Below are 24,901 nucleotides of genomic sequence, written 5' to 3' on the forward strand. Positions count from 1 at the left end.
CTGCGCGTTGCCTCGGACCGACCGGCGGTCGACACCCCCGGGTGGCGGGCGGTCAGGAGGCGGGGCGGGCAGCGTCGATGATCGACAGCATCTCGTCGATGGTGGATTCGAGATCGTCGTTGACGACGACGTGGTCGGCGAGTCGGCGGCCGATCGGCTCTTCCTCCTCGGCCTTCTTCAGCCGGGCCAGCACCTTGTGGTCGAGGTCGCCGCGGCCCCGCAGACGACGCTCCTGCTCCTCTCGCGACGGTGGCATGATGAAGATCAGCATCGTCTCGGGTGCGACCCGCTTGACCTGCTGCGCACCGTCGACCTCGATCTCCAACACCAGGTCTCGTCCGTCGCCGACGTCGGGGGTGGGCGTGCCGTAGTAGTTGCCGAGGAACTCGGTCCACTCGAGGAACCCGCCCGCCTCGGCGCGGGCCTCGAACTCCTCGGCAGTGGTGAACACGTAGGCGTCGTCGGCCTCCGACGGACGTTGCTCACGCGTGGTCCACGATCGACTGAGGAACAGACGGGGGTCACGCTCGACCAACGCATCGACGATGGTTCCCTTGCCCACACCGCCGGGTCCGGACACGACGATGATCATCGGGTCAACCTATCGTTGCGCCGGCAAGTGATCGGACCGGCTCGCAGCGCTCGAGGCAGCGGTCGCGGTCGTCTCAACGCAGTTCGTCGAGCAGCGCCTTGCGCTGCTGCTGGCCGAGTCCCTGCACCCGACGGTTGTCGGCGATGCCGATCTCCTCCATGAGACGACGCGCCTTGACCTTGCCCACGCCGGGCAGCGATTCGAGCATCGAGACGCACTTCAGCTTCGCGACGTTGGAGTCGTCGGAGTCGAGCGCCTCCTCCAGCGTCATCGTGCCCATCTTCAACCGCGCCTTGATCTCCGCGCGCGCTGTCCGAGCCTCAGCCGCCTTCTGCAGCGCCGCCGCCCGCTGTTCGGGGGTCAACTGTGGTGGTGTTGCCATGGATTCACGTTAGTGCAGTGACATCTGCCGTGCGTGCGATCCCGCACCTCGACATCCAGTCGAGCAACTCGAGCTGCACCTTCGAGGGCGCCGCCGGATCGGCGAACGTGGCCGTGCCGACCTGGACGGCGACGGCCCCGGCGAGGAGCAGTTCGACCGCATCCCACCCCGATGCCACTCCCCCGACACCGATGATCGGGAGGTCGGGGAGCGCGACGTGGAGGTCGTGCACCGCACGGACCGCAACGGGGTGGATCGCTCTGCCCGACAGCCCCCCGCCTCCGGCGCCGAGCACCGGCCGCAGCGTGTCGCGGTCGTAGCCGAGCCCGAGCAGGGTGTTGATGCACGTGACCGCTTCGGCGCCCGCTCCGCGCACGGCTCGGGCGACGTCGATCGTCCGGTCGGTGTTGGCGCTGAGCTTGGCCCACCGTGGTCGCGCGCACGCCTCGGTGGCCGCGATCACCTCGGCGGAGAGCTCGACGTCGTGCGCGAAGATGCCGTGGCCGGCGAGGTTCGGGCACGAGAGGTTCACCTCGACCGCGACCACCCCGGCCGGTGCCTGCGCGAGTTGCTCCGCCGCCAGTCGGTAGTCGTCGACGGATCTGCCCCAGATCGAGCAGACGACGGTCGCACCGGTCGCGAGGAGTCCCGGGAGGACCCGGTCCAACCAGTACGGGATGCCGGGCCCCTGCAGTCCCACGGCGTTCATCATCCCCTGCGCGGTGGGATGGACGCGCGGCGCCGGATTGCCCGGCCAGTCGTAGGGCGCCAGCGACTTGGTGACCACGGCACCGAGTCGCGACAGGTCCATGAACGGAGCGAGTTCGCTGCCGTAGCCCGCGGTGCCCGATGCCGTCATCACCGGACCGGGCAGCGTGACCGATCCGATCTGCACCTCCATCAGTCGGTCGCCGCGCCGACGGCGTGGTACTCCTGCAGGCTGCGCACGCGGAGCTGGCTGCCGTGACGTTCGGCCATCCCCTGTGCGGCGGCGAGGGCCGCAGCAACGGTCGTGACACAGCTGACGTGGTGCAGGCTCGCCGCCTTGCGGATGGTCTCGCCGTCACTGCGTGCCGCCCGTCCGCTCGGCGTGTTGACGACGAACCCGATCTTTCCGTCGGCGATCAGATCGGGCGCCGTGGGCAGGTCGGGGTCCTCGCTCGAACGCTCTCCGTCGTTGTGTACCTTGGCGACGATCTGATCGGCGGGCTGGTCGAACTTGGCGAGGTAGGCAGCCGTGCCCGCGGTCGCTGCGATGCCCAGACCGAGAGCGCGGAGTCGGGTGGCGACGACGAGGCCGGCCGGCTTGTCGCGGTCGGCGAGGGAGAGGAAGACCATGCCGTCGTCGGGCGACGCGGGCAGCACGGTGCCGGCGGCGAGTTCCGCCTTGTAGAACGCTCGCCCGAAGGTGGTGTCGATGCCCATCACCTCGCCGGTCGAGCGCATCTCGGGTCCGAGCGCCGGGTCGACCTCGGGGAAGCGCGTGAACGGCAGCACGGCCTCCTTCACCGCGACGTGTGGTGGCGGGCCGTCGACGCCGCCGCGCGGGCCGTGGTGACCGCCTCCGACCGGTGGCCGCACCAGCCCTTCGGCGCGCAACTCGGCCAACGTCGCCCCGAGCATCACGCGGGTGGCGACCTTGGCCAGGGGCACGCCCGTTGCCTTCGCCACGAAGGGAACGGTGCGGCTCGCCCGCGGGTTGGCCTCGATCACGTAGACCGTGGTGCCGGCCACGGCGAACTGCACGTTGATCAGACCGCGCACGTCGAGGCGCTTGGCGATCGCCGCTGCGTACGACTCGATCACCTCGACGACCCAGTTCGGCAGGGTCTGGGGCGGGATCGCGCACGCCGAGTCACCGGAGTGGACACCGGCCTCCTCGACGTGCTCCATCACTCCCCCGATGAGCACCTCGCCCGTGTGGTCGCGGATGGCGTCGACGTCGACCTCGGTCGCATCTGCCAGGAACCGGTCGACCAGCACAGGACGCTCGGCGGACAGGCCTCCCTCCTTGCCGAGCGAACCGAAGTCGGCCAACTCCTCCATCGCCGACGCGAGGTGGTGGCGGTCGTGGACGATCTGCATCGCGCGGCCGCCGAGCACGTAGCTCGGCCGGATCAGGACCGGGAATCCGACGTCCTCGGCGATCGCGAGAGCCTCGTCCAGGCTCACCGCCGTTCCGCCGGGCGGCTGCGGGATCTCGAGCTCGTCACAGATCTTGTTCCATCGCTCGCGGTCCTCCGCTGCGTCGATCGAGTCGGGAGACGTCCCGGCGACGAGTTCCGGCGGGATCTCGCCCGAGAGCTTGAGGGGCGTCTGGCCGCCCAGCGACACGATCACCCGGTGAGGCTGCTCCGCGTCGATGATGTTCAGCACGTCCTCCTTGGTGAGCGGCTCGAAGTACAGCCGATCGGACGTGTCGTAGTCGGTCGAGACCGTCTCGGGGTTGCAGTTGACCATGATCGTCTCGAAGCCGGCATCGCGCAGCGCGAACGACGCGTGGACGCAGCAGTAGTCGAACTCGATCCCTTGCCCGATCCGATTCGGGCCGGACCCGAGGATCATCACCTTGGTTCCATCGGAGGGACGGACCTCGTTCTCGTCCTCGTAGGTCGAGTAGTGGTACGGGGTCTCGGCATCGAACTCGGCCGCACATGTGTCGACCGTCTTGTAGGTCGGGAGGACGCCCGCCGCGATCCGCGCCGTGCGCACGTCGGTCTCGTCGACGCCCCACAGGTAGGCCAACTGTGCGTCCGCGAAGCCGATCTGCTTCGCGCGCTTCCACGCTCGCGTCGTCATCGCCGCCATCCCGAGCGTGGCGAGGGCGTGACGTTCCTCGGTGACGATCGACATCTGATCGAGGAACCAGACGTCGATCCGTGTGGCGTCGTGGATCTCGTCCACGCTCATCCCCCGCCGGAGCAGTTCACCCACCTGCAGGATCCGGTCGGGCGTGGGGATGCACGCCTGTTTCAACAGCGCGGCATCGTCGGGGAAGTCGACCGCGTACCGCTCCTCGCCCGGGTCGCAGTTGAGCCCGAGGCGACCGTCCTCGAGCGAGCGCAATGCCTTCTGCAGGCTCTCGGGGAACGTACGACCGATGGCCATCACCTCGCCCACCGCTTGCATCTGCGTGCCCAGGATGCCGGAGGAACCGGGAAGCTTCTCGAACGCCCAGCGCGGGATCTTGGTGACGACGTAGTCGATCACCGGCTCGAATGCCGCGGGTGTGCTCGACGTGGCCGTCTGGGTGATGTCGTTCGGGATCTCGTCGAGGGTGTAGCCGATCGCCAGCTTGGCGGCGATCTTGGCGATCGGGAAGCCGGTCGCCTTGGAGGCGAGGGCCGACGAACGCGACACCCGGGGGTTCATCTCGATCACCACCTGGCGACCGTCGTCGGGGTTCACCGCGAACTGGACGTTCGATCCGCCGGTCTCGACACCGACCCGGCGGATGCACGCGATGGCGGCGTCACGCATCTGCTGGTACTCGACGTCGGTCAGGGTCTGGATCGGCGCGACGGTGATCGAGTCGCCGGTGTGCACGCCCATCGGGTCGACGTTCTCGATCCCGCAGATGATCACGCAGTTGTCGGCGTGGTCACGCATCACCTCGAGCTCGTACTCCTTCCACCCCACGATCGACTCCTCGATGAGGATCTCGCCGATCGGACTCGCGTCGATCCCGTTCTTCGCCATGCGCTCGAATTCTTCGATGCTGGATGCGATCCCCGTACCGCGCCCGCCGAGGATGTAGGCCGGGCGGATCATGGTCGGGAGTCCGATCACGTCCATGGCGGCGCGCGCCTCCTCCATCGAGTGGGCGATCTGGGACCGACACGACTCCAGGCCGATCTCGGTCATCGCGACCTTGAACTTCTCGCGGTCCTCGGCCGTTTCGATCGCCTCTGCGTTGGCACCGATCATCTCCGGCGTCCCCGGCACGCCGATCAGCCCACGACGGAAGAGCTCCATCGCGATGTTCAGACCGGTCTGGCCACCGAGCGTGGGCAGCACCGCGTCGGGCTGCTCGCGGTCGATGATCGCCGAGAGCACCTCCCACGTGAGCGGCTCGATGTAGGTGGCGTCGGCGAAGTCGGGATCGGTCATGATCGTCGCCGGGTTCGAGTTGGCGAGGATGACGCGGTACCCCTCCTCCTTCAGGACACGGCACGCCTGGGTGCCGGAGTAGTCGAACTCGCAGGCCTGTCCGATCACGATCGGCCCGGATCCGATGATCAGGATCGACTGGATGTCGGTGCGCTTGGGCATCAGTGAGCCGCCCTTCCGTTGGCTGCTGCGTGGTCCATCATCTCCGCGAACCGGTCGAACAGGTAGTTCGAGTCGTGCGGTCCCGGATTGGCCTCGGGGTGGTGCTGCACGCTGAACGCACGTTCCGACTCCACCTTCAGGCCTTCGCACACGTCGTCGTTCAGGTTGACGTGGGTCATCTCGGCATTCGACGGGAGGGTGCTCGCGTCGACGGCGAAGTTGTGGTTCTGGCTGGTGATCTCGATCCGGTCGGTGTCGAGGTTCTTCACCGGATGGTTGGCCCCGTGGTGACCGAACGGCAACTTGACCGTGTCGGCACCGACGGCACGGCCGAGCAGTTGGTGCCCGAGGCAGATCCCGAAGATCGGCACCACGCCCAGCAGACCCTGGATCGACTCGACGGCGTACGGCGACATGGCCGGGTCACCCGGACCGTTCGAGAGGAACACGCCGTCGGGCTCCATGGCGAGGATGTCGGCTGCGCTGCTGTCGGCGCGCACCACGTCGACGTGGCCGTACCTCGCGAGACTGAGTGCGATGTTCCGCTTCATCCCGAAGTCGACGGCGACGATCCGCCGCCGACTGGTCGGGTCGACCGCGGGCACCGAGTAGCCGACGGGCGTGCTGACGTGACGGACGAGGTCGACACCGTCGGTACCCGGCTCGGACTGCGCTGCCGCGAGCAACTCGTCGTGCGGCGCCGAACCGAATGCACCGGGGATCGCACCGGTGGCGCGGATCAGCCGGGTGAGCCGACGAGTGTCGATGCCGGCAATTCCGGGCACCCCCTGCTGGTACAGCATCGAACCCAGGTCGGCCTGCGCACGGTGGTTGCTGTGGCGTCGGGCGAGATCGCGGACGACGATGCCACGACAGAAGGTGCCGACCGACTCGAAGTCCGTCACGTTGATGCCGTAGTTCCCGATGTGCGGGTAGGTGAATGTGATGATCTGGCCCGCGTAGCTCGGGTCGGTGATCACCTCCTGGTAGCCGCTGAGGCACGTGTTGAACACGACCTCACCCGTTGCGATCGGCGTGTGCGCGCCGATCAGTTCGCCCTCGAAGGTGCTGCCGTCGGCGAGCACGAGTCGGCCGTCGACAGGGTTCACGTGAGGTCGCCGTTCATCTGCATGATCATGCAGCATAGTGAATGAACATGCGTCATCGTGTGGCCTTTCCGTCGAGCACCGTGAACGTCCCGTCGAGGATCGTGTGTCTGACCTTGCCGCGCAGTGGGACGCCGACGAACGGGGTGTTGTGGCTCTTGCTGGCGAGCAACGCGGGAACCACCTCCCACTCCTCGTTCGGATCGAAGACCGTGAGGTTGGCAGGCGACCCCGACTCGACGTCGCGACCGTGCCGGTCGCCGAGCCGGGCGATCCCCGCGGGCTTCCAGGACAGCGCGGCGATGATGTCGACGAGCGGCATGTCGAGGTGGGCGAGCGCCACGCCGAGCGACGTCTCCAACCCGACCATGCCGGGCGGAGCCTGGTCGAGCGGACGTTCCTTGGACTCCGACACGTGTGGGGCGTGGTCGGTGGCGATCGCGTCGATCGTGCCGTCGGCGAGCCCGGCGCGCACCGCTTCGACGTCGTCCATCGTCCGCAGGGGCGGATTGACCTTGTAGATCGCACTGTACGAGCGCAGCAGTTCGTCGGTGAGGCTGATGTGGTGCGGCGTGGCCTCGGCGGTGACCGGAAGTCCGTCGGCCTTGGCACGCCGGACCAGGTCGACGCTCCCGGCGGTCGAGAGGTGCAGGAAGTGCGCCGGTGCGCCGGTCAGACGTACGAGTTCGATGTCACGGTGCACCATCAGTTCCTCGGCCAGCGACGGCCAACCCGGCAGGCCGAGGTGGCTGCAGCACTCGCCTTCGTGCATCACGGCTCCGCCCGTGAGCGCCTCGACCTCGCAGTGCTGCGCCATCGTGACACCGAGGCTGTTCGAGTACTCGAACGCCCGGCGCATCAACTGCGGGTTCTGCACGCCGTTGCCGTCGTCGGTGAACAGGGTGACGCCTGCATCGGCCAGTTCGGCGAACGGTGTGAGCTGCGTGCCCTGTCGGCCGACGGTGATGGAACCCGAGGGGTGCACGTCGCACAGCCCGGCAGCGATGCCCTGACGGCGCACGAATTCCACGACACTCACACAGTCCTGGGTCGGATCCGTGTTCGGCATCGCGACGACGGCCGTGTACCCCCCGAGCGCGGCGGCACGGGACCCGGTCTCGATGGTCTCGGCCTCCTCCCTCCCCGGTTCACGCAGGTGCGTGTGCAGGTCGACGAATCCGGGGCACACGACGAGGCCGGTGGCATCGACCGTCGTGTCCGGTTCCCACGACTCCATCGCGCTCGGATCGACGATGTGGCCGTCGGCGACGTGGACGTCCGCCCGCCGTTCGCCGTGGCGGTCGACGACGGTTCCGCCGATGATCGCGATCGTGGGACCGGTGGTCGTTGGCGCTTGGTTCACGGGAACTCCGGGCGTTCGAGGTCGGATGTGGGATCGGGATTCGCCGAGAGACAGTCGAACAGCACCGCCATGCGGACCGAGATCCCGTTCGTGACCTGCTGGTTGATCACGGCCCCGGGGAGTTCGCTCGGGTCGACGGCGAGCTCCACGCCCCGGTTGACCGGCCCGGGATGCATCACGAGACATTGCGGCGACAACCGCTGCGCCCGCTCCGGCGTGAGCCCGAACCGCGTCGTGTACTCGCGCAGGTTCGGGACCAGTGCCTCGGTCATCCTCTCGTTCTGCATCCGCAACAGGTAGAGCACGTCGAGGTCCTCGATGATGTCGTCGAGGCGGTCCGTCGCGTGTTCGTGGACGACGGGCGGCAGCAGGGTGGTCGGTGCGACCCACGTGACATCGGCGCCGAGCGCCTTGAACGCCGCCGTGGTGGACCGGGCGACGCGGCTGTGCTTGATGTCCCCGACGACCGCCACGCGCAACCCGTCGAATCCATCGGGCCGATTGAGACACGTCCGCACCGTGTACGCGTCGAGGAGTCCCTGCGTGGGATGGGAGTGCCACCCGTCGCCTGCGTTGACCACCGCGGCGTTCGTCCAGTCGTCCACGAGCCAGGGCGCACCCGTGGATCCGTGACGGATCACGAATGCGTCGATCCCCATCGCGGCGATGGTCTCGATCGTGTCCTTCAGGCTCTCGCCCTTGTTCAGGCTCGACTGGGACACGGCGAAGGTCATCGTGTCGGCCGAGAGCCGCTTGGCTGCGGTTTCGAAGCTGAGTCGCGTGCGGGTCGAGTCCTCGAAGAACACGCTGCACACCGTCTTGCCGCGCAACGCCGGCACCTTCGGGTTCGGGCGCCGGTTGACCTCGGCCATCGTGTCCGCGAGGTCGAGGATCCGCATCACCCCGTCGGCGCCGAGTTCGTCGATCGACAACAGCGACCGACTCATCGGGCGCTCGCCTCGACCGAGTCGTGGCGGCGTGTCGCATCCTCCCGGGTCGTGGGATCGCTCACGAGATGACCACGCCGTCGCTCGTGACGCTGACGTTCTCGTCGGCGCTGGTCGGGAGGTTCTTGCCGACGTAGTCCGGTCGGATCGGGAGTTCGCGGTGGCCCCGGTCGATCATCACCGCGAGTTGCACCGTGCGGGGTCGGCCGTAGTCGCCGAGCGCATCGAGGGCGGCGCGTACCGTGCGGCCGGTGTACAGCACGTCGTCGACGAGCACGATGGCCGAGCCGTCGACGTCGAAGTCGATGTCGCTGACCGAGGCCGGGCTGACCGGTCGGAGTCCGATGTCGTCGCGGTAGAGCGATGCGTCGATCGACCCGACGGGGATCTCGTGGTCGATGCGGGCGATCTCGTCGCCCAGCGCCCGAGCGAGCCACACACCACCGGTCTGGATACCGATCAGCGTGACGCCGTCGAGGCCCTGGTTGCGTTCGATGATCTCGTGGGCCATCCGGGTGGTGGCCCGGCGCACGTCGTCGGCCGACAGCACCTGCTTGATGTTCATCTCTTCCCTTTCCGTGTGGGCCTCACAGAACCCACTTCACGGTCGGGAGCAACCTAGCCCGGATCAGCACCCGTCGCCAAGGGCCGACCCGGTGCGGTCCGGTCGGTCACGCCGAGCGCGACTAGCTTCGACCCATGGCCGACCTGGTGATCCGCAACGCTCGACTCGTCGACGGCTCCGGAGCACCCGCCCGACCCGCCGACGTCAGCGTCGACGACGGTCTGATCACGTCGGTCGACGATGCCGGTACAGGCGGGCGCGCCGGCCGCGAGATCGACGCCGATGGGCTCCTGCTCACACCCGGCTGGGTCGACGTTCACACCCACTACGACGCCCAGGCGTCGTGGGATCCGTATCTCACGCCGTCGTCCTGGCACGGGGTGACGTCGGTCGTCATGGGCAACTGCGGCGTCGGTTTCGCTCCGGCGTCACCCGATCGGCACGAGTGGTTGATCGAGCTGATGGAAGGCGTCGAGGACATCCCCGGCTCGGCCATGACGGAGGGGATCACGTGGGAGTGGGAGAGTTTCGAGGAGTTCCTCGACGCCCTCGACGCCCGGCACTACGCCATCGACCTCGGGGCCCAGATCGCCCACGGACCCGTGCGCGGATACGTGATGGGCGAACGCGGCGCCGCCAACGAAGCGGCGACCGCCGAGGACATCGCGGCCATGTCGGCGATCGTCGAGTCGGGCCTGAGGGCGGGTGCGCTCGGTTTCTCGACCTCGCGTACCCCGCTGCACAAGTCGCTCTCGGGCGAACTGGTACCCGGCACCCATGCCGGTGCCGACGAACTGCTCGGCATCGCCGACGCTCTGGGCCGCGTCGGGCACGGCGTGTTCCAGTTCGCGCCCGATCACGTCGAAGTCCCCGTCAGCGAGATGCCGTGGATGCGCGACATCGCCCGGCGCACGGGTCGCACGGTGAGCGTCAACCTCAACCAACCCGACAGCGCGCCCGACCTGTGGCGCGAGGTCCTCGCACAACTCGACGAGTCCCGTGCCGAGGGGCTGTCGATCGTCGCACAGATCGCCGGACGCAGCGTCGGGTTGCTGATGTGCCTGGAGGGGTCGTTCAACCCGCTCGACTTCCACGCGGCCTACGCATCGGTGTCGGCACTGCCGCTGGCCGACCGTGTCGCCGCACTGCAGAGCGCCGAGCTGCGCGCAGCGCTGCGGGTCGAACCGGACGGTGATCTGTTCCGCAAGGTCGTGCTCGACAAGCTCGATTCGTGGTGGGCGGTGGCCGACGGCGACATCGACTACGAACCCCATGTCGACGACTCGATCGGAGCCGTCGCACGACGTACGGGCACCCATCCGATCGACCTGGTCATCGACCAGCTCTGCGCACACGACGGGCACGGGATGATCCTCACCCCGTTCTTCAACTACGGGTACGGCGACCTGTCGTTCCAGTACGAAGCGCATCAGCACCCGTCGACGCGCATGGGTCTCGCCGATGCCGGCGCCCACTGTCGCGTGATCTGCGACGGCGGCACGCCGACGTTCATGCTCACCCACTGGACGCGTGATCGCACGCGTGGTCCCAAGCTGCCACTCGAACTCGTCGTGCACCGACAGACCCGTCAGACCGCCGAACTCTACGGCCTCGGTGATCGAGGACTGATCGCTCCGGGCATGCGCGCCGACCTGAACCTGATCGAGTACGACCGGCTCACCTTCGGGCCGCCCCGCATGGCCTACGACCTTCCTGCCGGAGCCCGTCGACTCGTGCAGAAGGCCGACGGCTACGTCGCCACATTCGTCGACGGCGTCCAGACCGTCGACCACGACGAGTTCACGGGCGAACTGCCCGGGCGCCTCGTTCGCGGCCCCCGCTGAGCTCCACCTCGTCGCCGACGGCCTCCGGGTCCCGTGTCAGCGATGCAGACATTTGGTCGAGCCGATGTTTCAGTTGTGTGACGATCGGCGATGCTGCACGCCTATGACAACGACATTGACCCGCAAGATCCTCGCCGCTTCGGCCGTCGCCGCGTTGTCGGTCGGCGCTGCTGCCTGCTCCGACGACGACGGCAACGAAGACGACATCGACAACCCCGTCGACGGCGTCGACGACCAGATCGACGACGGAGCCGAGGACATCTCCGACGAGATCGACAGCGAAGTCCCCAACGACTCCACCGACGGCTGACCTCGCACACGCCGGTCGAACGCCAGCGCCCCTCGGACACTCCCCCTGGTCCGAGGGGCGCCGGCGTTTTCGTCCGGATCCGGGGATGTCAGTCGATCTTCGGGAGAATCTTGAGGCCGAGTTCCTCCATGGCCCTCGGGTCACCGGGAATCGGACTGTTGGTCATCGGATCCTGACCCGACTGGGTCTTGGGGTACGCGATGACCTCACGGATGTTGTCCTCGCCGGCGAGGATCGCCACCAGACGGTCGAGACCGAACGCGAAACCGCCGTGCGGCGGTGCGCCGTACTCGAACGGGTTGAGGAAGAACCCGAACTTGCGCTCGGCCTCCTCGTCGCTGATGCCGAGTCCGCGGAACACCTTGCGCTGGAGTTCGGACTCGTGGATTCGGATCGAGCCGGAGCCCAGCTCCCAGCCGTTGAGCACCAGGTCGTACGCGATCGACCGCACCGACATCGGGTCGGACTCGAACTTGTCGATGTCGTCCGGGTGCGGCATCGTGAACGGATGGTGCCCCGACTTCGGGTTGCCCGTCTCCTTGTCGCGACCCACGAACAACGGGAATTCGACGACCCACACGTAGCGGTACGGACCCTGGTGCACCGGTGGCCGCCCGATCTCGTTGCGCAGCACGCCGAGCACCTCACACGTGGGTTCCCAGTCGTCGGCCACGATCAGCACGAGGTCGCCGGTCACGGCGCCCATCGCCGCTTTCAGCGCCACCACTTCGTCGTCGCTCAGGAACTTCGCAACGGGTGAGTCGAACCCCTCGTCGGTGGCCTTCATCCACACCAGGCCCTTCGCCCCCGCGCTCTTGGCCTTGTCGGTGAGCTTGTCGAGCTGGTTGCGGCCGTAGTCCGCCGCACCCCCGTCGACCTTGATGCCCTTGATGGCTTCGGCGCCGGCGAACGCCTTGAACTCCGTGCCGGCGAAGACAGCGGTCAACTCCTGCAGTTCCATACCGAAGCGGAGGTCGGGCTTGTCGATGCCGAAACGGTTCATGGCGTCGTGCCAGGTGATCCGCTCGATCGGGGCCGGACGCTCCCCCGTCGCCGCCTCGGCCGCGGCGAGCACCGCCTCGGACACCGCGTCGAGCACGTCGTCCTGGGTGACGAAGCTCATCTCCATGTCGAGTTGCATGAACTCGTACTGTCGGTCGGCACGCAGATCCTCGTCACGCAGACATCGAGCCATCTGGTAGTAGCGGTCGACTCCGCCGACCATCAGCAGTTGCTTGAACAGCTGTGGCGACTGCGGCAGCGCGTAGAAGGAGCCGGGCTCCTTGCGAGACGGGACGAGGAACTCGCGAGCTCCTTCGGGCGTGGACGGCACGAGCATCGGCGTCTCGACCTCGACGAATCCCTGTGCCTCCATCGCGTTGCGCACGGCGGCGTTGATCTTCGATCGGATGCGGAGGTTCTTCTGCATCCGCTCGCGCCGCAGGTCGAGGTAGCGGTACTGGAGGCGGATGTTCTCGTCGACGTCGTCGGCACGAGCATCGATCGGGAACGGTGGCGGTGTGGCGACGCGCAGGATCTCCACCTCGCAGTCGCCGATCTCGACGCCGCCGGTCGGCAGCTTGTCGTTGATCGTGCCCTCCGGACGCGTCCGGACCGTGCCGGTGATCCGCAGCACGTACTCGCTGCGCACGTCGACGTCGTCGTTGACCACGCACTGGACGATGCCCGAGTGATCGCGGAGGTCGACGAACGCGAGGTGCTCGCCGTGCTCACGGCGACGCCCGACCCAACCGCAGACACTGACGGTCTGGCCGATGTGTTCCGGACGGAGGTCGCCGCACAGATGGGTTCGCATCGAGGTGCTGCTGGATGACGTGCTGCTGGATGACGGGGAGCTCATGAGTGTGCTTTCAAGTGGGAGATCAGATCGGATCGGGACATGGTCTGCTGGTCGCCGGCGTCGCGGGCCATCGGGCGCAGGATCACCGAGTCGGACGCCAGTTCGTCGTCGCCGACGATGACGGCGAAACGAGCGTCGGACCGGTTGGCCAGCTTCATCTGGGCCTTCATGCTGCGATCGTCGTAGCCGCGGTCGGCAGTGAACCCGGCAGCACGGAGTTCGGCCGTGATGGCGACCGCCTCCTGGCCACCGACCACGTCGACCACGAACGCGTCGAGGGGCGCCGAATCGTCGCCGAACACACCCTCGTCGTCACACGCCAGAAGCGTGCGGTCCACACCGAGGGCGAAGCCGATCCCGGGAGTGGCAGGGCCACCGAGCGCTTCGACGAGGCCGTCGTACCGGCCGCCTCCACCGAGGGCGTTCTGTGCGGAATCGAGCGTGCCGCCCTGGAACTCGAAGATCGTGCGACGGTAGTAGTCGAGGCCCCGTACCAGCTTGGGTTCGACCACGAAGTCGATCCCCAGTCGGGTCAGCCCGGCCAGGACGGTGGCGAAGTGAGCGGCGGCTCCGTCCGAGTGGAACTCGGAGATCTTGGGCGCACCGGCGATCGCTGCTGCGTCGTGCTCACGTTTGGAGTCGAGGACCCTCAGCGGGTTCTTCTCGAGCGTCGAACGACTCTGCTCGGTCAGGTCGGCGGTTGCGAAGTACGCCGCCAGCGCGTCGACGTAGGCGGCGCGATCCTCGGGTTCTCCGAGGCTGTTGACGACCAGCGTGATCTGCGACAGGCCCAGACGTCGGTAGAACTCCGAGGCCAGCGCGATCACCTCGACGTCCAGGTGTGCGTCGTCGACTCCCAGTACTTCGATGCCGACCTGGTCGAACTGCCGGTACCGACCGCGCTGCGCCTTCTCCTGGCGGAAGTTCGGACCGGTGTACCACACCTTCCACGGCAGGGCCGCCGGACGGTGCTGGGCGAACGCACGACACACGCCGGCGGTCAGTTCGGGACGGAGGGAGACGTGGCGGCCGCCGCGGTCCTCGAACGCGTACAGCTCCTTGGTCACCACGTCGGTCGCCTCACCGATCCGGGTGAACACTCCGACGTCCTCGATCAGCGGCGTGATGATCTGGCCGTAGCCGGCAGCGCCCACCACGTCGGCGAACACGGCGTTGAGGCGGCGCCAACGCGCGGTGTCAGGAGGCAGGATGTCCCGCATCCCGGGACTGGTCTGGAACGCTGGCACGGCCCGTCAGGCTAGCGACCAGTGCCCGGTCGACGGCGTCCGGGTTTCGCCCGTCGCTTTCATTCGGAGCAGAAGCGACGCAGCCTGCCTGACCTGCGTCGTTCCTGCTCCGAACCAGACGACGTGCGTCGTTCCCACTCTGAACCGGAACGACGGGGTCAGGCGCTCGGTGCCGACCCGGGGACGGTGCGGTAGGCGTCGTAGACCGAGTCGATGGCCTTGATCGTGCTGATCACCGAGTCGAGGTGTGCGCCGTTCGCCAGTTCGAACTCGAACCGCATCTTGGCCTCACGGTCGGCCCCGGTGATGGTCTCGCACGACACGATGTTCACCCGCTGATCGACCAGTGCCATGGCCACGTCGGCCAGCAGCTTGGACCGATCGAGGGCGACGACCTCGATCCCGGCGGTGAACGTGTTGTTGAACTGGCCTTCGCCGTCCCAGTCGACATCGATCATGCGCGTCGCCTGCTCGGCCATGAGCGACACGGCGTTCGAACAGTCGGCGCGATGGACGCTCACCCCTCGGCCGCGGGTGACGAAGCCGGTGATGTCGTCACCCGGAACCGGAGTACAGCACTGGGCGAGGCGGACCAGCATGTCGTCGAGACCCTCGACGTGGACGCCGACCTTCTGGCGGTGACCGTCACGCCGCTCACGACGGGGCCGGTCGACCGTGGCGGGCAGTTGCACCTCCTCGTCACCCGAGCGGTATCCACGAGCGACGCGCTGAGCGACGCTGCGACCCGACACGTGGTGCTCGCCGATGGCGGCCAACATCGAATCGAGGTCGACGTAGCTCATCTCGGCCACGACGTGCTCGAGTTGTTCGGACTTCCAGACCTGTTGCACCGGGAGCGACTCACGGCGGAACTCGTCGTGCAGTTCGTCTCGACCCTGCTCGATCATGTCGATCCGGCGCTCACGACTGAACCACTGGCGGATCTTGTTGCGCGCCCGCGGCGAGGCCACGAAGCCCATCCAGTCCTGTGACGGGCCGGCGGTCTCGACCTTGGACGTGAAGATCTCGCACGAGTCGCCGCTCTGCATCACGTGATCGAGGCCGACGAGGCGACCGTTCACCTTCGCCCCGATCGTGGCGTGTCCGACCTCGGTGTGCACCGCGTACGCGAAGTCGACGGCCGTGGAGCCGACGGGGAGGCTGACCACCCGACCCTTGGGGGTGAACACGTACACCTCGTCCTGATCGAGGTCGGTCTTCAGGCTCTGCATGAACTGGGCGGGGTCGGAGATCTCCTCCTGCCAGTCGATGATGCGAGTGAGCCAGTCCGCCTCCGACGCATTCGTGGCATTGCCGGTTCCGGCCGAGCGATCCTTGTAGGCCCAGTGCGCAGCGACTCCCCACTCGGCTCGCTGGTGCATCTCGGTCGTTCGGATCTGCACCTCGATCGGCTTGCCCGACGGCCCCACGACCGTGGTGTGCAGGCTCTGGTACAGGTTGAACTTGGGCATCGCGATGTAGTCCTTGAACCGCCCGACCACCGGGCGCCAACGGCCGTGGATGCAGCCGAGTGCGGCGTAGCAGTCCTTCATCGTCGGCACGACCACGCGCACCGCGACGAGATCGAAGATGTCGTCGAACTCGAGGCCCTTGACGACCATCTTCTCGTAGATGCTCCAGAGGTGCTTCCCGCGGCCGGTGACCTCGGCCTCGATCTTCAGTTCACCGAGGCGGGCACGCACCTCGGCCACCGTGGACGCGAGGTACACGTCACGCTCGGGCGTCCGCACGCGTACGAGGTGGTCGAGTTCGGCGAAGCGCTTCGGGTGCAGCGACGAGAAGGAGAGGTCCTCCAGTTGCTGTTTGATCTCCTGCATCCCGAGGCGGTGGGCCAGCGGAGCGTAGATGTCGAGCGTCTCCTGGGCGATCCGCTGCTGCTTCTCGAGCGGCATGGCGGCGATCGTGCGCATGTTGTGCAACCGGTCGGCGAGTTTGATGACCAGCACGCGCAGGTCCTTCGCCATGGCGACCAGCATCTTGCGCATGGTGGCCGCCTGCTGCTCTTCGCGGCTGTCGAATCGGATCCGCTCGAGCTTCGTGACACCGTCGACGATCGCGGCCACCTGCGGTCCGAAGTCGCGTTCGACGTCGGCCAGCGTGATCTCGGTGTCCTCGACTGCATCGTGCAGCAATGCTGCGGCCACCGACACCTCGTCGAGCCCGATCTCGGCGACGATCTGTGCCACGGCGAGCGGATGGTTGATGTAGCTCTCACCGCTCTTGCGCATCTGCGAGCGATGCGCTTCGGACGCCACCCGGTACGCCCGGTTGATGTCGCCGATCGGCGCCTTGGGGTGCCGACGACGGTACGTCTGCAGCAAGGGCGCGAGCTCCCCCGTCTGCGAAGAAGTCGCGAACGACCCCGACTGATGCCGCCGCCAGGGAAGCACTCGGTCGACGGTCGCCATGGTCAGGAATACTGCAACAGCGAGCGGACGGGGCGGTCACCGAGCTTGGCACGCCCACCGAGTTCTTCGAGCTCGAGCAGGAACCCGAGCCCGGCGATCACTCCCCCGAGCGTCTCGACCAGCGTGGCCGTTGCCGCTGCGGTCCCCCCGGTGGCGAGCACGTCGTCGACGATCAGGATCCGTTCGCCGGGGTGGATGGCATCTCGATGGATCTCGAGTTTGTCGGTGCCGTACTCGAGTTGGTACTCCTCGCGCACCACCGCCCACGGCAACTTCCCGGGCTTGCGGACCGGGACGAAGCCGGCACCGATCCGGTAGGCGACCGCAGCTCCGAAGATGAAGCCGCGGGACTCGACACCCACCACACGGTCGACCGCCACCCCCGAGAACTCCTCGACGAGGCCGCTCACCGCCTGGGAGAAGGCGCTCGCGTCACCCAGCAAGGGGGTGATGTCACGGAACACGACGCCCTCGGACGGGAAATCCGCGACATCGCGGACGTGTGTACGCAGTGAGCGGTGATCCATGCGTGGAGGATAGCGCTGCGTCCTACGAGCGCTTCTTCTTCTTGCGCGGCCTCGGCGGGTGGCTGAGGATCCGTTCGGCGGGCTGGTGGATCGCGTCGGTCGTGGATCGGGTGCGGACGGATCCGGCGTCCTCGTCGGCGAGCGAAGCGTTCTCGGCCCGCTCGTTCTTCCGCGAACCGGCGACCCGCGCATCGGGCGATTCGCTGGCGAGGCGGCCGCTCACGCCGGCACCGATGACCGCCGCGCGCAGGTCGTCGCCGGTGAGCAGGTCACGGCGCGATGTGCGACCGGTCGTGGACCGCAGCTTGGCCAGCAGCGGAGCGGCGATGAAGATGGAGGAGTAGATGCCCGAGATCATGCCCACGAGCAGTGCGAGGGCGAACTCACGAAGCGAGACCGCTCCGAGGAACCCCGATCCGACCAGCAGGAGCGAGACGACGGGCAGCAACGACGAGAAGCTGGTGTTGATCGATCGCATCAGCACCTGGTTCATCGAGATGTTGACGATGTCGGGGTACGGCATCCGCACGCTCGCGTACTTGCCTTCGTTCTCCTGGACGCGGTCGAAGACCACGATCGTGTCGTAGAGCGAGTATCCGAGGATCGTGAGGAAGGCGATCACCGTGGCCGGGGTGATCTCGAACTGGAACAGGCTGTACACCCCGACGGCGAAGAGCACGTCGTTGGCCATGGCGACGATCGCCGAGACCGCCATCCGCCACTCGAAACGGATCGAGATGAAGATCGCAACGATGATCAGGAAGATGACCAAGGCGCGCACGGCGGACCGCGTGATGTCGGCGCCCCACGACGAACTCGTGAACTCGAAGTTGAGTTCGTCGACCGTGGCACTCGACGCATCGGCGAACCCCTGCGAGATCGACGCTGCGGTCGCCTCGTCGACGACCTGGATCTGGACGGCGATCACGGAACGACTGTCCGATTCCCGCAGCTGGATCCTGGCGCCGCCGACGTCGACGCCGTTGTCGCTGAGGACCTGCTCGGCTTCCTCGACGCCGAAGTCCGCGCCTGCGGGCACGTCCCACGCCTGGCCACCCTCGAAGTCGAGTCCGAGGCTGATCCCCTGACCGAACAGCGAGCCGACCGTGACCAACAGGGTGACGATGGCGACGTACATCCCGATGCGGCGACGGCCGTAGAAGTCGATCGCCGTCTGACCCCGGTAGAGCCGGCCCAGGGCGGTCGGTGCGATCTGATCCGCTCGGCTCACTGCACGACCTCTTCCACTCGGGACGAACGAATCACTGCACTCACTGTGCGACCTCCAGCCCGAAGGCCCGCTTCCCGATCATGAACTTGCTCCGGGCGAGCAACAGCACCGCCGGTCGGGTGAAGAAGTAGCAGACGAACAGATCGCACAGCGTCGTGATCCCCAGGAACAGGGCGAAGCCGCGCACCGAGCCGACGCTCAGCCAGAACAGGATCGCCGCACCGATCACCGAGATCAGGTCGGCCGACCAGATCGTGCGCCAGGTCATCGTGAAGCTGCGCGGTGCGGCGTTCTTCAGGGTTCGCCCGTTGCGGATCTCGTCCTTCATGCGTTCGAAGAACACGATGTAACTGTCGACCGTCACGCCGACGGCGACGATGATGCCGGTCACGCCGGCGAGGCTCAGTGAGTAATTCGTGGCTCCGGAGACGAACGCCGCCACGCTGAACACGGTCAGCGACCAGATCGTCATGCCACCGAGGATCACCAGTGCGATCCAGCGGTAGTAGGCGACGAGGAAGGCGAGCACGATCGCCACGCCGATCAGACCAGCGATGATCGATGCCCGCAGCGACTCCTGGCCGGCCGCGGGCGAGATGGTCTCGGATTCCTGTGCGACCATCTCGACCGGGAACGCGCCGCGGTTCAAGATGTTCGCGAGGTCCTCGGCCTCGCCCTGGCTGAACCGACCGGTGATCGAGACGGTGTCGCTGAAGCTCGGGGCGTTGACCTGGGGGGCCGATTGGATCACGTCGTCGAGCACGATCGCCAGTTGACCGTTGCCGCTCTGGTCCTGACGCGGGCACGTGGGTGCTCCGTTGAAGCACTGGCTGGCGAGGTTGTTCCAGGTCGCCTCGCCCTCACCGCTGCGGAGTCCGACGACGACCGAGAAGCCGAGCTGGTTGTCCACCACGGCGCTCTGACGTTCGAACACCTCGCCGGTCCCCTGTGACGGTCCGACGCACAGGGGCTGGCCCTCGCGATCGAGCAGCAGCGAGTTGCCGTTGGGGAACGTCGTCTCGGTGAAGTCGGGAGCGATCTCGTCGACGGGCGCATCGAGATCGGGGTCTCCCACCTCGGTGGTGACCGGGTCGTCGGACGTCACGGGTTCGTCGGAGGTGACCGGTTCGTCGGAGGTGACCGGCTCGTCGGACGGAACCGTGCGGTTCCTGCGGACCCCGACCGTGTCCTCGGGCGTGGCTTCGTCCTGCACCGGGTCGACCGCTTCGGTGGCCGGTACGTCGGTGGCCGGGTCGACCTCGTCGAGCGAGTCGTCGACGGGGAGGAGTTCGGGGACGGTCTGGGGGACTTCGACGCCCAACGTGGTGGGCGGCTGCGACGAGGGATCGCCGCCGAGCAACGGATCGTCCTGGCACGCGGAGAACGCGACCACGGGCCGAAGTTCCACGATGCCCGACACGTCGACGGCTGCGAGCGCCTCCTGCTGGTCCCGCACACCGGGAAGTTCGACGACGATCGACGAGCCCTGGACGCGGACGTTCGGCTCGGCGATGCCGGTTCGCTCCAGTTCCTCCCGAATGAGGTCGCGCACGATCGTGAGGTCCTCGCCGCTCGCGTCCTCGGCGGGCTCCAGGATGACCGATGCGCCACCCTGCAGGTCGAGGCCCAGCTTGGGGGTGTTCGACGTGGCGAGGTTGCCGACGAACGCAACGATGATGATCAGCGTCGTCGCGATGAGCGACAGCCAGAGTTTGCGCTTCATGAGTCGCGATCGGCGACTTCGTCGGAGTTCTCGACGTCGTCACCGAGTGCAGGGGCGACCGGGTCGCCCGCAGTGCTCGTGTCGTCGTCGGGCTTCTCGCTCTCGAGGGCATCGGGGTCGAGGCGACCCGCGATCCCCCCGCGTGCGATGCGCACCTGGACGTCGTCGTCGATCTCCAGCCAGAACCGGGTCGGGCCGTCCTCGCCGGTGATCGTGCCGATGATGCCCGCGGTCGTGATGACCTCGTCGCCGACGCCGAGCGCCGACTGCAGCGTCTGCTGCGCCTTGCGCTTCTTGCTGTTCGGCCGGATGATCAGGAAGTACATCGCGACCAGCATCAGGGGCAGCAGCAGGAACGAGAAGATGCTGCCGCCGTCGCTGGCATCGGCAGCCCCGGTGTCGGCGCCGGTGGTGGCGAGGTGAAGGAGAATCGTCATGGCGGTCGCAGATGCTATCCCCACACGTCCAGCACGTGGCGGCGCATCGACTCGAACGTTCCCGCCTCGATCGCCGAGCGCATCTTGCCCATCAGGTCGATCGTCCAGGCGATGTTGTGGATCGAGAGCAGCCGCGACGCCGTGGGCTCCCCGACCTGGAGCAGGTGGCGGATGTACCCGCGAGAGTGTCGTGCGCACACCTCGCAGGGGCACTCGGTGTCGAGGGGCTCGTCCATCCGGGCGTTGCGGAGCGCTTTGGCCTGGAAGCGGCCGGTCGAGGTGAGCGCCGTACCGTGGCGACCGAGTCGGGTCTGCATCACGCAGTCGAACTGGTCGACCCCGAGTGCCACGGCCTCGACCAGCGACGCCGGGTCACCCACACCCATCAGGTAGCGGGGACGATCCGTCGGCAGGCGTTCGATGGCTGCGGCGAGCGCCGGGAGCATCTGCTCACGGGTCTCGCCGACCGAGAGGCCACCGATGCCGTACCCGTCGAAGCCGATCTCGGCGATCCGCTGCGCACTCTCGGTGCGCATCGCCTCGGAGATCCCTCCCTGGACGATGCCGAACAACGCCTGACCGTCGCTCGTGTGCGCCGCCTTGGCCCGTGCCGCCCACGCGTGGGTCCGTTCCAGCGCCGTCCGCACGACCTCGGGGCTGCTCGGCAGTGGTGGACACTGATCGAGCACCATCTGGATGTCGGCACCGAGCTCCTGCTGCACCCGCACGGCGTCCTCGGGCGTGAAACGCACGCTCGACCCGTCGTAGGTGCTCTTGAACGTGACCCCGTCGTCGTCGACCTGCGGGTCGAGCGAGAACACCTGGAATCCGCCCGAATCGGTCAGCGTGAGTCCACGCCAGCCGGCGAACTGCGCGAGGCCACCGAACGACTCGATCAACTCCGACCCCGGCCGCAACATCAGGTGATAGGTGTTGCCGAGCACGATCTGCGCACCGAGGCGCTCGTAGTCGGCTGCGCTCAGGTACTTGATGGCACCGCGGGTTCCGACGGGCATGAACAACGGCGTGGTGTACGAGCCGTTGGCCGTCGTGGCGGTCCCTGCACGGGCCGCACCGTCCTGAGCATCGAGTCGAAACGTCACGGGGTGCACGCACCGAGGCTACGGATCGGGGGTCGTCACACACCCGTGGTGGCCCGAGTGAGGAGCATTGCGTCGCCGAAGGACAGGAACCGGTAGTCGGCGGCGAGCGCTTCGTCGTACAACTCGCGCCAACGGCGCCCCACGAATGCGTCGATCATCATCAGCAGGGTGGTCTTGGGAAGGTGGAAGTTGGTCATCAGCACGTCGACCACCTGCCAGTCGAAACCGCCGCCCGCGGCGTCACGGTGGATGAAGATGTCGGTGCGTCCCGCCAGTTCGCCCCGAGCGGCGGCCGACTCGAGTGCCCGCACGGCGGTGGTCCCCACGGCGACCACCCGGCCGCCTGCCTCACGAGTGGTACGGCACGCTTCCCAGGTCGCCTCGGGAACCCGGTAGCGCTCGGTGTGCATCGGGTGGTCGAGCGGATCGTCCGTGCTGATCGGCTGGAACGTGTCGAGTCCGACCACCAACTCCACCGTGGCCGTGCGGACCCCAGCGGCGTCCAGCCGCCGGAGAACGGCGTCGGTGAGGTGCAGACCTGCGGTCGGTGCGGCAGCAGAACCCGGCTCGTTCGCGAAGACGGTCTGGTAGCGGTCGGGGTCGTCGAGCCGGGTACCGATGTACGGCGGCAGCGGCATCTCGCCGTGACGGTCGAGGACCGCCAGTGGATCCCCCTCGGCGATGATCTCGACCTCGAACGTGTCGCCGGCCGCCGTGCGGGGCCCCATCTTCACGACGTCGACACCGTCCTGGGTCAGGATGTCACCGACCCGAAGCTTCGCTCCCGGCCGTGCCAGGGCCTCCCATCGGCGTCGACCGTCGTCGAGGGCGTCGAGCAGCAGCACCTCGGCCGCTCCCCCGGTCGCCCGTCGCAAGCGGATGCGCGCCGGGATCACCCTCGTCTCGTTGAGCACGATCAGATCCCCGGCGCGCAGCAGGTCGGGAAGGTCTGCGACGTGGCGGTGCTCGACACCGTCGCCGCGGTCGACGAGCAGTCGCGCGGAGTCACGTGGCTCGACCGGGACCTGGGCGATGTGACGTTCGGGGAGGTCGTAGTCGAAGTCGCTGAGTTGCACGGTCGGGGGGCGGACGTTCGTCGTGTTGACCCGGCGGTCACCGAGTCGTACGTCAGTCGATGAAGAAGCTCTGGACGATCTGATTGCGCACGTCGATGTTGTCGACGGGACGCACGATGGCCAACAGGAAGAAGAGGTCGCCGTCGGAGTTCCGACCACCGATCAGGTGCGTCACGGTCGCCGGGTCCCCGCACGACAGGACGTGCTCGGTCCCGGTGTAGACACCGTCGCTGTATTCCGACGTCTCACTGATGGTGCACCCGTCGGTCTCGGCGATGCCGAGGGTCGTCGCCAGGCCGTCCATCCACGAATCGGGTGTCGCTGCGGCGCCCGTGATCAGGATCATCCCGACCTTCGTGTAGCCGGCGAGGAAGCCCGGGAGGTCGGGTGCGGCCGCGAGCTGGCGGAGTTCCCCCTCCGGTGCGCCATCGGTCTGGACCCACCGGGAAGGGACGTTCGCACGCACTTCGCCGGAGTCGTCGACGATCGGGCTGTACCCCTCGGGCGCATCACCCGACTGGTTCGTCGGAACCGGTGCCGCCGTGGTCGTCGTGGTCGTCGTGGCGGGCGCCACGGTCGTGGACGTGGTGGTCGTGGTGGTGGTGGTCGTGGTGGACGTGGTCGTGGATTCTGCGACGGTCGTCTCCGACGTCACGTCCGGACCGTCGCCCGGAACAGGCGTGGTGGTCTCGACGACCGCCGACTCGACCTCGGACGCCGTGGCGACGACCCCGGCCTGTCCGCTCTCGCCGGCGGATTCTGTTCGGTTGTCGTCGCTGCCACCGCCGCATGCTGCGAGCAGCAACGTCACGCTGAGAGCCAGGATGGTCCGACGATGGGACCGGGATCCGGAGTTCATGCCCCGACTGTACCGATCCATCGGATCGTCAACGATCGAAAAGACGTGGTTCGCCCGACGGGCCCGGCATGCCGAGATGCTCGTAGGACGCGGCGAGGGCGACGCGCCCCCGTGGCGTGCGGGCGATCATCCCCTGGGTGATGAGAAACGGCTCGTACACGTCCTCCACCGTCTCGGGCTGCTCACCGACACTGATCGCCAACGTCGACAACCCGACCGGACCTCCCCCGAACTGCGTGCACAGGTTCTTCAGGATCGCCCGGTCGACCTTGTCGAGTCCGAGGTGATCGACGCCGAACAGCGCCAGCCCTTCGCTCGCCACGTCGGCGGTGATCGCTCCGTCGGCGCGGACCTCGGCGAAGTCGCGCACACGTCGCAGCAGCCGGTTCGCGATGCGCGGCGTGCCCCGGGAGCGGCGAGCGATCTGCTGGGCACCATCGGTGTCGATCTCGATGTCGAAGATCCCGGCGGCTCGCACGACGATCTGACGCAGTTCGTCGGTGTCGTAGTAGTCGAGGCGGGCGACGAGGCCGAAGCGGTCTCGGAGCGGACCCGTGATCATGCCGGTACGCGTGGTGGCACCGACCAGCGTGAACGGCGGCATCGTGAGGCGGATGCTCGACGCCGCCGGCCCCTTTCCGACCACGATGTCGAGCTGGAAGTCCTCCATGGCCGGGTAGAGGATCTCCTCGACCGGACGGGACAGCCGATGGATCTCGTCGATGAACAGCACGTCACCGTCCTCGAGCTTGGTGAGGATGGCCGCGAGGTCGCCGGCCCGCTCGAGGGCGGGGCCGGACGTGACGTGCAGTTGCACGTCCATCTCGGTGGCGATGATGCCTGCAAGCGTGGTCTTGCCGAGCCCGGGCGGCCCGGCGAACAGCAGGTGATCGACCGACTGTTCGCGCCTGCGCGCCGCCTCCATCACGATCTGCAGGTGCTCCTTGAGCTCCCGCTGCCCGATGAACTCGTCGAGCGCCTGAGGACGGATGCCCGACTCGGCGTCGAGCACCGCCGATGCCGTCAC

The 24,901-nt window shown here is 67.6% G+C and carries 21 protein-coding genes; 2 read left to right on the plus strand and 19 right to left on the minus strand.

Features of this window, described 5'->3' with window-relative positions; genetic code table 11:
* Positions 1–52: 52 nt before the first annotated feature.
* From gmk to pyrR, 8 genes are all read right to left on the minus strand, one after another.
* Positions 53–592 (minus strand): guanylate kinase, encoded by a 540-nt coding sequence (gene gmk / locus ABJK40_RS20345; protein WP_348482577.1) that lies wholly within the window; start codon positions 590–592, stop codon positions 53–55.
* A gap of 73 nt (positions 593–665) precedes the next feature.
* On the minus strand, positions 666–974 hold the full coding sequence (mihF, locus tag ABJK40_RS20350) for an integration host factor, actinobacterial type (protein WP_348482578.1): 309 nt from the start codon (positions 972–974) through the stop codon (positions 666–668).
* Between the two features lie 4 nt (positions 975–978).
* Entirely contained in the window at positions 979–1,875 is an 897-nt protein-coding gene (locus ABJK40_RS20355) for a dihydroorotate dehydrogenase (protein ID WP_348482579.1), read from the minus strand.
* On the minus strand, positions 1,875–5,246 hold the full coding sequence (gene carB / locus ABJK40_RS20360) for a carbamoyl-phosphate synthase large subunit (RefSeq protein ID WP_348482580.1): 3,372 nt from the start codon (positions 5,244–5,246) through the stop codon (positions 1,875–1,877). The genes ABJK40_RS20355 and carB overlap by 1 nt, the downstream gene beginning before the upstream one ends.
* The gene (gene carA / locus ABJK40_RS20365; RefSeq protein WP_348482581.1) at positions 5,246–6,355 is read right to left on the minus strand and encodes a glutamine-hydrolyzing carbamoyl-phosphate synthase small subunit; all 1,110 of its coding nucleotides are present in this window, start codon (positions 6,353–6,355) and stop codon (positions 5,246–5,248) included. Before carA ends, carB begins: the two co-directional genes overlap by 1 nt.
* A 52-nt stretch (positions 6,356–6,407) precedes the next feature.
* Positions 6,408–7,715: a dihydroorotase gene (locus ABJK40_RS20370; RefSeq protein WP_348482582.1), complete on the minus strand. Its 1,308-nt coding sequence runs from the start codon at positions 7,713–7,715 to the stop codon at positions 6,408–6,410.
* On the minus strand, positions 7,712–8,662 hold the full coding sequence (locus ABJK40_RS20375; protein ID WP_348482583.1) for an aspartate carbamoyltransferase catalytic subunit: 951 nt from the start codon (positions 8,660–8,662) through the stop codon (positions 7,712–7,714). Before ABJK40_RS20375 ends, ABJK40_RS20370 begins: the two co-directional genes overlap by 4 nt.
* A gap of 61 nt (positions 8,663–8,723) precedes the next feature.
* Entirely contained in the window at positions 8,724–9,227 is a 504-nt protein-coding gene (gene pyrR, locus ABJK40_RS20380) for a bifunctional pyr operon transcriptional regulator/uracil phosphoribosyltransferase PyrR (protein ID WP_348482584.1), read from the minus strand.
* 134 nt (positions 9,228–9,361) lie between these two features.
* Here pyrR and ABJK40_RS20385 point away from each other — a divergent pair, with 134 nt between their 5' ends.
* Together ABJK40_RS20385 and ABJK40_RS20390 are read left to right on the plus strand one after the other, a co-directional pair.
* Positions 9,362–11,071, plus strand: coding sequence for an amidohydrolase family protein (locus tag ABJK40_RS20385; RefSeq protein ID WP_348482585.1), 1,710 nt, complete (start codon positions 9,362–9,364; stop codon positions 11,069–11,071).
* Positions 11,072–11,174: 103 nt separating this feature from the next.
* Positions 11,175–11,381, plus strand: a complete 207-nt coding sequence (locus ABJK40_RS20390) for a hypothetical protein (RefSeq protein WP_348482586.1) — start codon at positions 11,175–11,177, stop codon at positions 11,379–11,381.
* Between the two features lie 88 nt (positions 11,382–11,469).
* Here ABJK40_RS20390 and aspS read toward each other — a convergent pair whose 3' ends face one another.
* From aspS to ruvB, 11 genes are all read right to left on the minus strand, one after another.
* On the minus strand, positions 11,470–13,197 hold the full coding sequence (aspS, locus tag ABJK40_RS20395; RefSeq protein WP_348482587.1) for an aspartate--tRNA ligase: 1,728 nt from the start codon (positions 13,195–13,197) through the stop codon (positions 11,470–11,472).
* A gap of 41 nt (positions 13,198–13,238) precedes the next feature.
* On the minus strand, positions 13,239–14,489 hold the full coding sequence (gene hisS, locus ABJK40_RS20400) for a histidine--tRNA ligase (RefSeq protein WP_348482588.1): 1,251 nt from the start codon (positions 14,487–14,489) through the stop codon (positions 13,239–13,241).
* 158 nt (positions 14,490–14,647) lie between these two features.
* A complete protein-coding gene (locus ABJK40_RS20405; RefSeq protein ID WP_348482589.1) occupies positions 14,648–16,831 on the minus strand; it encodes a bifunctional (p)ppGpp synthetase/guanosine-3',5'-bis(diphosphate) 3'-pyrophosphohydrolase in 2,184 nt (727 codons plus the stop codon).
* 89 nt (positions 16,832–16,920) lie between these two features.
* Positions 16,921–17,445: an adenine phosphoribosyltransferase gene (locus tag ABJK40_RS20410; protein WP_348482590.1), complete on the minus strand. Its 525-nt coding sequence runs from the start codon at positions 17,443–17,445 to the stop codon at positions 16,921–16,923.
* A gap of 22 nt (positions 17,446–17,467) precedes the next feature.
* Positions 17,468–18,676 (minus strand): protein translocase subunit SecF, encoded by a 1,209-nt coding sequence (secF, locus tag ABJK40_RS20415; RefSeq protein ID WP_348482591.1) that lies wholly within the window; start codon positions 18,674–18,676, stop codon positions 17,468–17,470.
* 40 nt (positions 18,677–18,716) lie between these two features.
* Positions 18,717–20,399, minus strand: coding sequence for a protein translocase subunit SecD (gene secD, locus ABJK40_RS20420; protein WP_348482592.1), 1,683 nt, complete (start codon positions 20,397–20,399; stop codon positions 18,717–18,719).
* Complete coding sequence (gene yajC, locus ABJK40_RS20425; RefSeq protein WP_348482593.1) at positions 20,396–20,836, minus strand: preprotein translocase subunit YajC; 441 nt, start codon at positions 20,834–20,836, stop codon at positions 20,396–20,398. The genes secD and yajC overlap by 4 nt, the downstream gene beginning before the upstream one ends.
* A gap of 14 nt (positions 20,837–20,850) precedes the next feature.
* Positions 20,851–21,948 (minus strand): tRNA guanosine(34) transglycosylase Tgt, encoded by a 1,098-nt coding sequence (gene tgt / locus ABJK40_RS20430; RefSeq protein WP_348482594.1) that lies wholly within the window; start codon positions 21,946–21,948, stop codon positions 20,851–20,853.
* A 26-nt stretch (positions 21,949–21,974) separates the two neighbouring features.
* Complete coding sequence (gene queA / locus ABJK40_RS20435; protein WP_348482595.1) at positions 21,975–23,015, minus strand: tRNA preQ1(34) S-adenosylmethionine ribosyltransferase-isomerase QueA; 1,041 nt, start codon at positions 23,013–23,015, stop codon at positions 21,975–21,977.
* 52 nt (positions 23,016–23,067) lie between these two features.
* Positions 23,068–23,874 carry a hypothetical protein gene (locus ABJK40_RS20440; RefSeq protein ID WP_348482596.1) on the minus strand — a complete coding sequence of 269 codons (807 nt, stop codon included), beginning with the start codon at positions 23,872–23,874 and terminating at the stop codon, positions 23,068–23,070.
* A gap of 28 nt (positions 23,875–23,902) precedes the next feature.
* The gene (gene ruvB, locus ABJK40_RS20445; protein WP_348482670.1) at positions 23,903–24,901 is read right to left on the minus strand and encodes a Holliday junction branch migration DNA helicase RuvB; all 999 of its coding nucleotides are present in this window, start codon (positions 24,899–24,901) and stop codon (positions 23,903–23,905) included.

Source organism: Ilumatobacter sp., from assembly GCF_039969435.1.
Classification (GTDB): Bacteria; Actinomycetota; Acidimicrobiia; order Acidimicrobiales; family Ilumatobacteraceae; genus Ilumatobacter_A.

Excerpts from the sequence above, each read along its gene's own strand:
- gmk (WP_348482577.1), bottom strand. The coding sequence starts at position 592 with ATGATCATCGTCGTGTCCGGACCCGGCGGTGTGGGCAAGGGAACCATC.
- mihF (WP_348482578.1), bottom strand. The coding sequence starts at position 974 with ATGGCAACACCACCACAGTTGACCCCCGAACAGCGGGCGGCGGCGCTG.
- ABJK40_RS20355 (WP_348482579.1), bottom strand. The coding sequence starts at position 1,875 with ATGGAGGTGCAGATCGGATCGGTCACGCTGCCCGGTCCGGTGATGACG.
- carB (WP_348482580.1), bottom strand. The coding sequence starts at position 5,246 with ATGCCCAAGCGCACCGACATCCAGTCGATCCTGATCATCGGATCCGGG.
- ABJK40_RS20375 (WP_348482583.1), bottom strand. The coding sequence starts at position 8,662 with ATGAGTCGGTCGCTGTTGTCGATCGACGAACTCGGCGCCGACGGGGTG.
- pyrR (WP_348482584.1), bottom strand. The coding sequence starts at position 9,227 with ATGAACATCAAGCAGGTGCTGTCGGCCGACGACGTGCGCCGGGCCACC.
- ABJK40_RS20385 (WP_348482585.1), top strand. The coding sequence starts at position 9,362 with ATGGCCGACCTGGTGATCCGCAACGCTCGACTCGTCGACGGCTCCGGA.
- ABJK40_RS20390 (WP_348482586.1), top strand. The coding sequence starts at position 11,175 with ATGACAACGACATTGACCCGCAAGATCCTCGCCGCTTCGGCCGTCGCC.
- aspS (WP_348482587.1), bottom strand. The coding sequence starts at position 13,197 with ATGCGAACCCATCTGTGCGGCGACCTCCGTCCGGAACACATCGGCCAG.
- ABJK40_RS20410 (WP_348482590.1), bottom strand. The coding sequence starts at position 17,445 with ATGGATCACCGCTCACTGCGTACACACGTCCGCGATGTCGCGGATTTC.
- secD (WP_348482592.1), bottom strand. The coding sequence starts at position 20,399 with ATGAAGCGCAAACTCTGGCTGTCGCTCATCGCGACGACGCTGATCATC.
- yajC (WP_348482593.1), bottom strand. The coding sequence starts at position 20,836 with ATGACGATTCTCCTTCACCTCGCCACCACCGGCGCCGACACCGGGGCT.
- ABJK40_RS20440 (WP_348482596.1), bottom strand. The coding sequence starts at position 23,874 with ATGAACTCCGGATCCCGGTCCCATCGTCGGACCATCCTGGCTCTCAGC.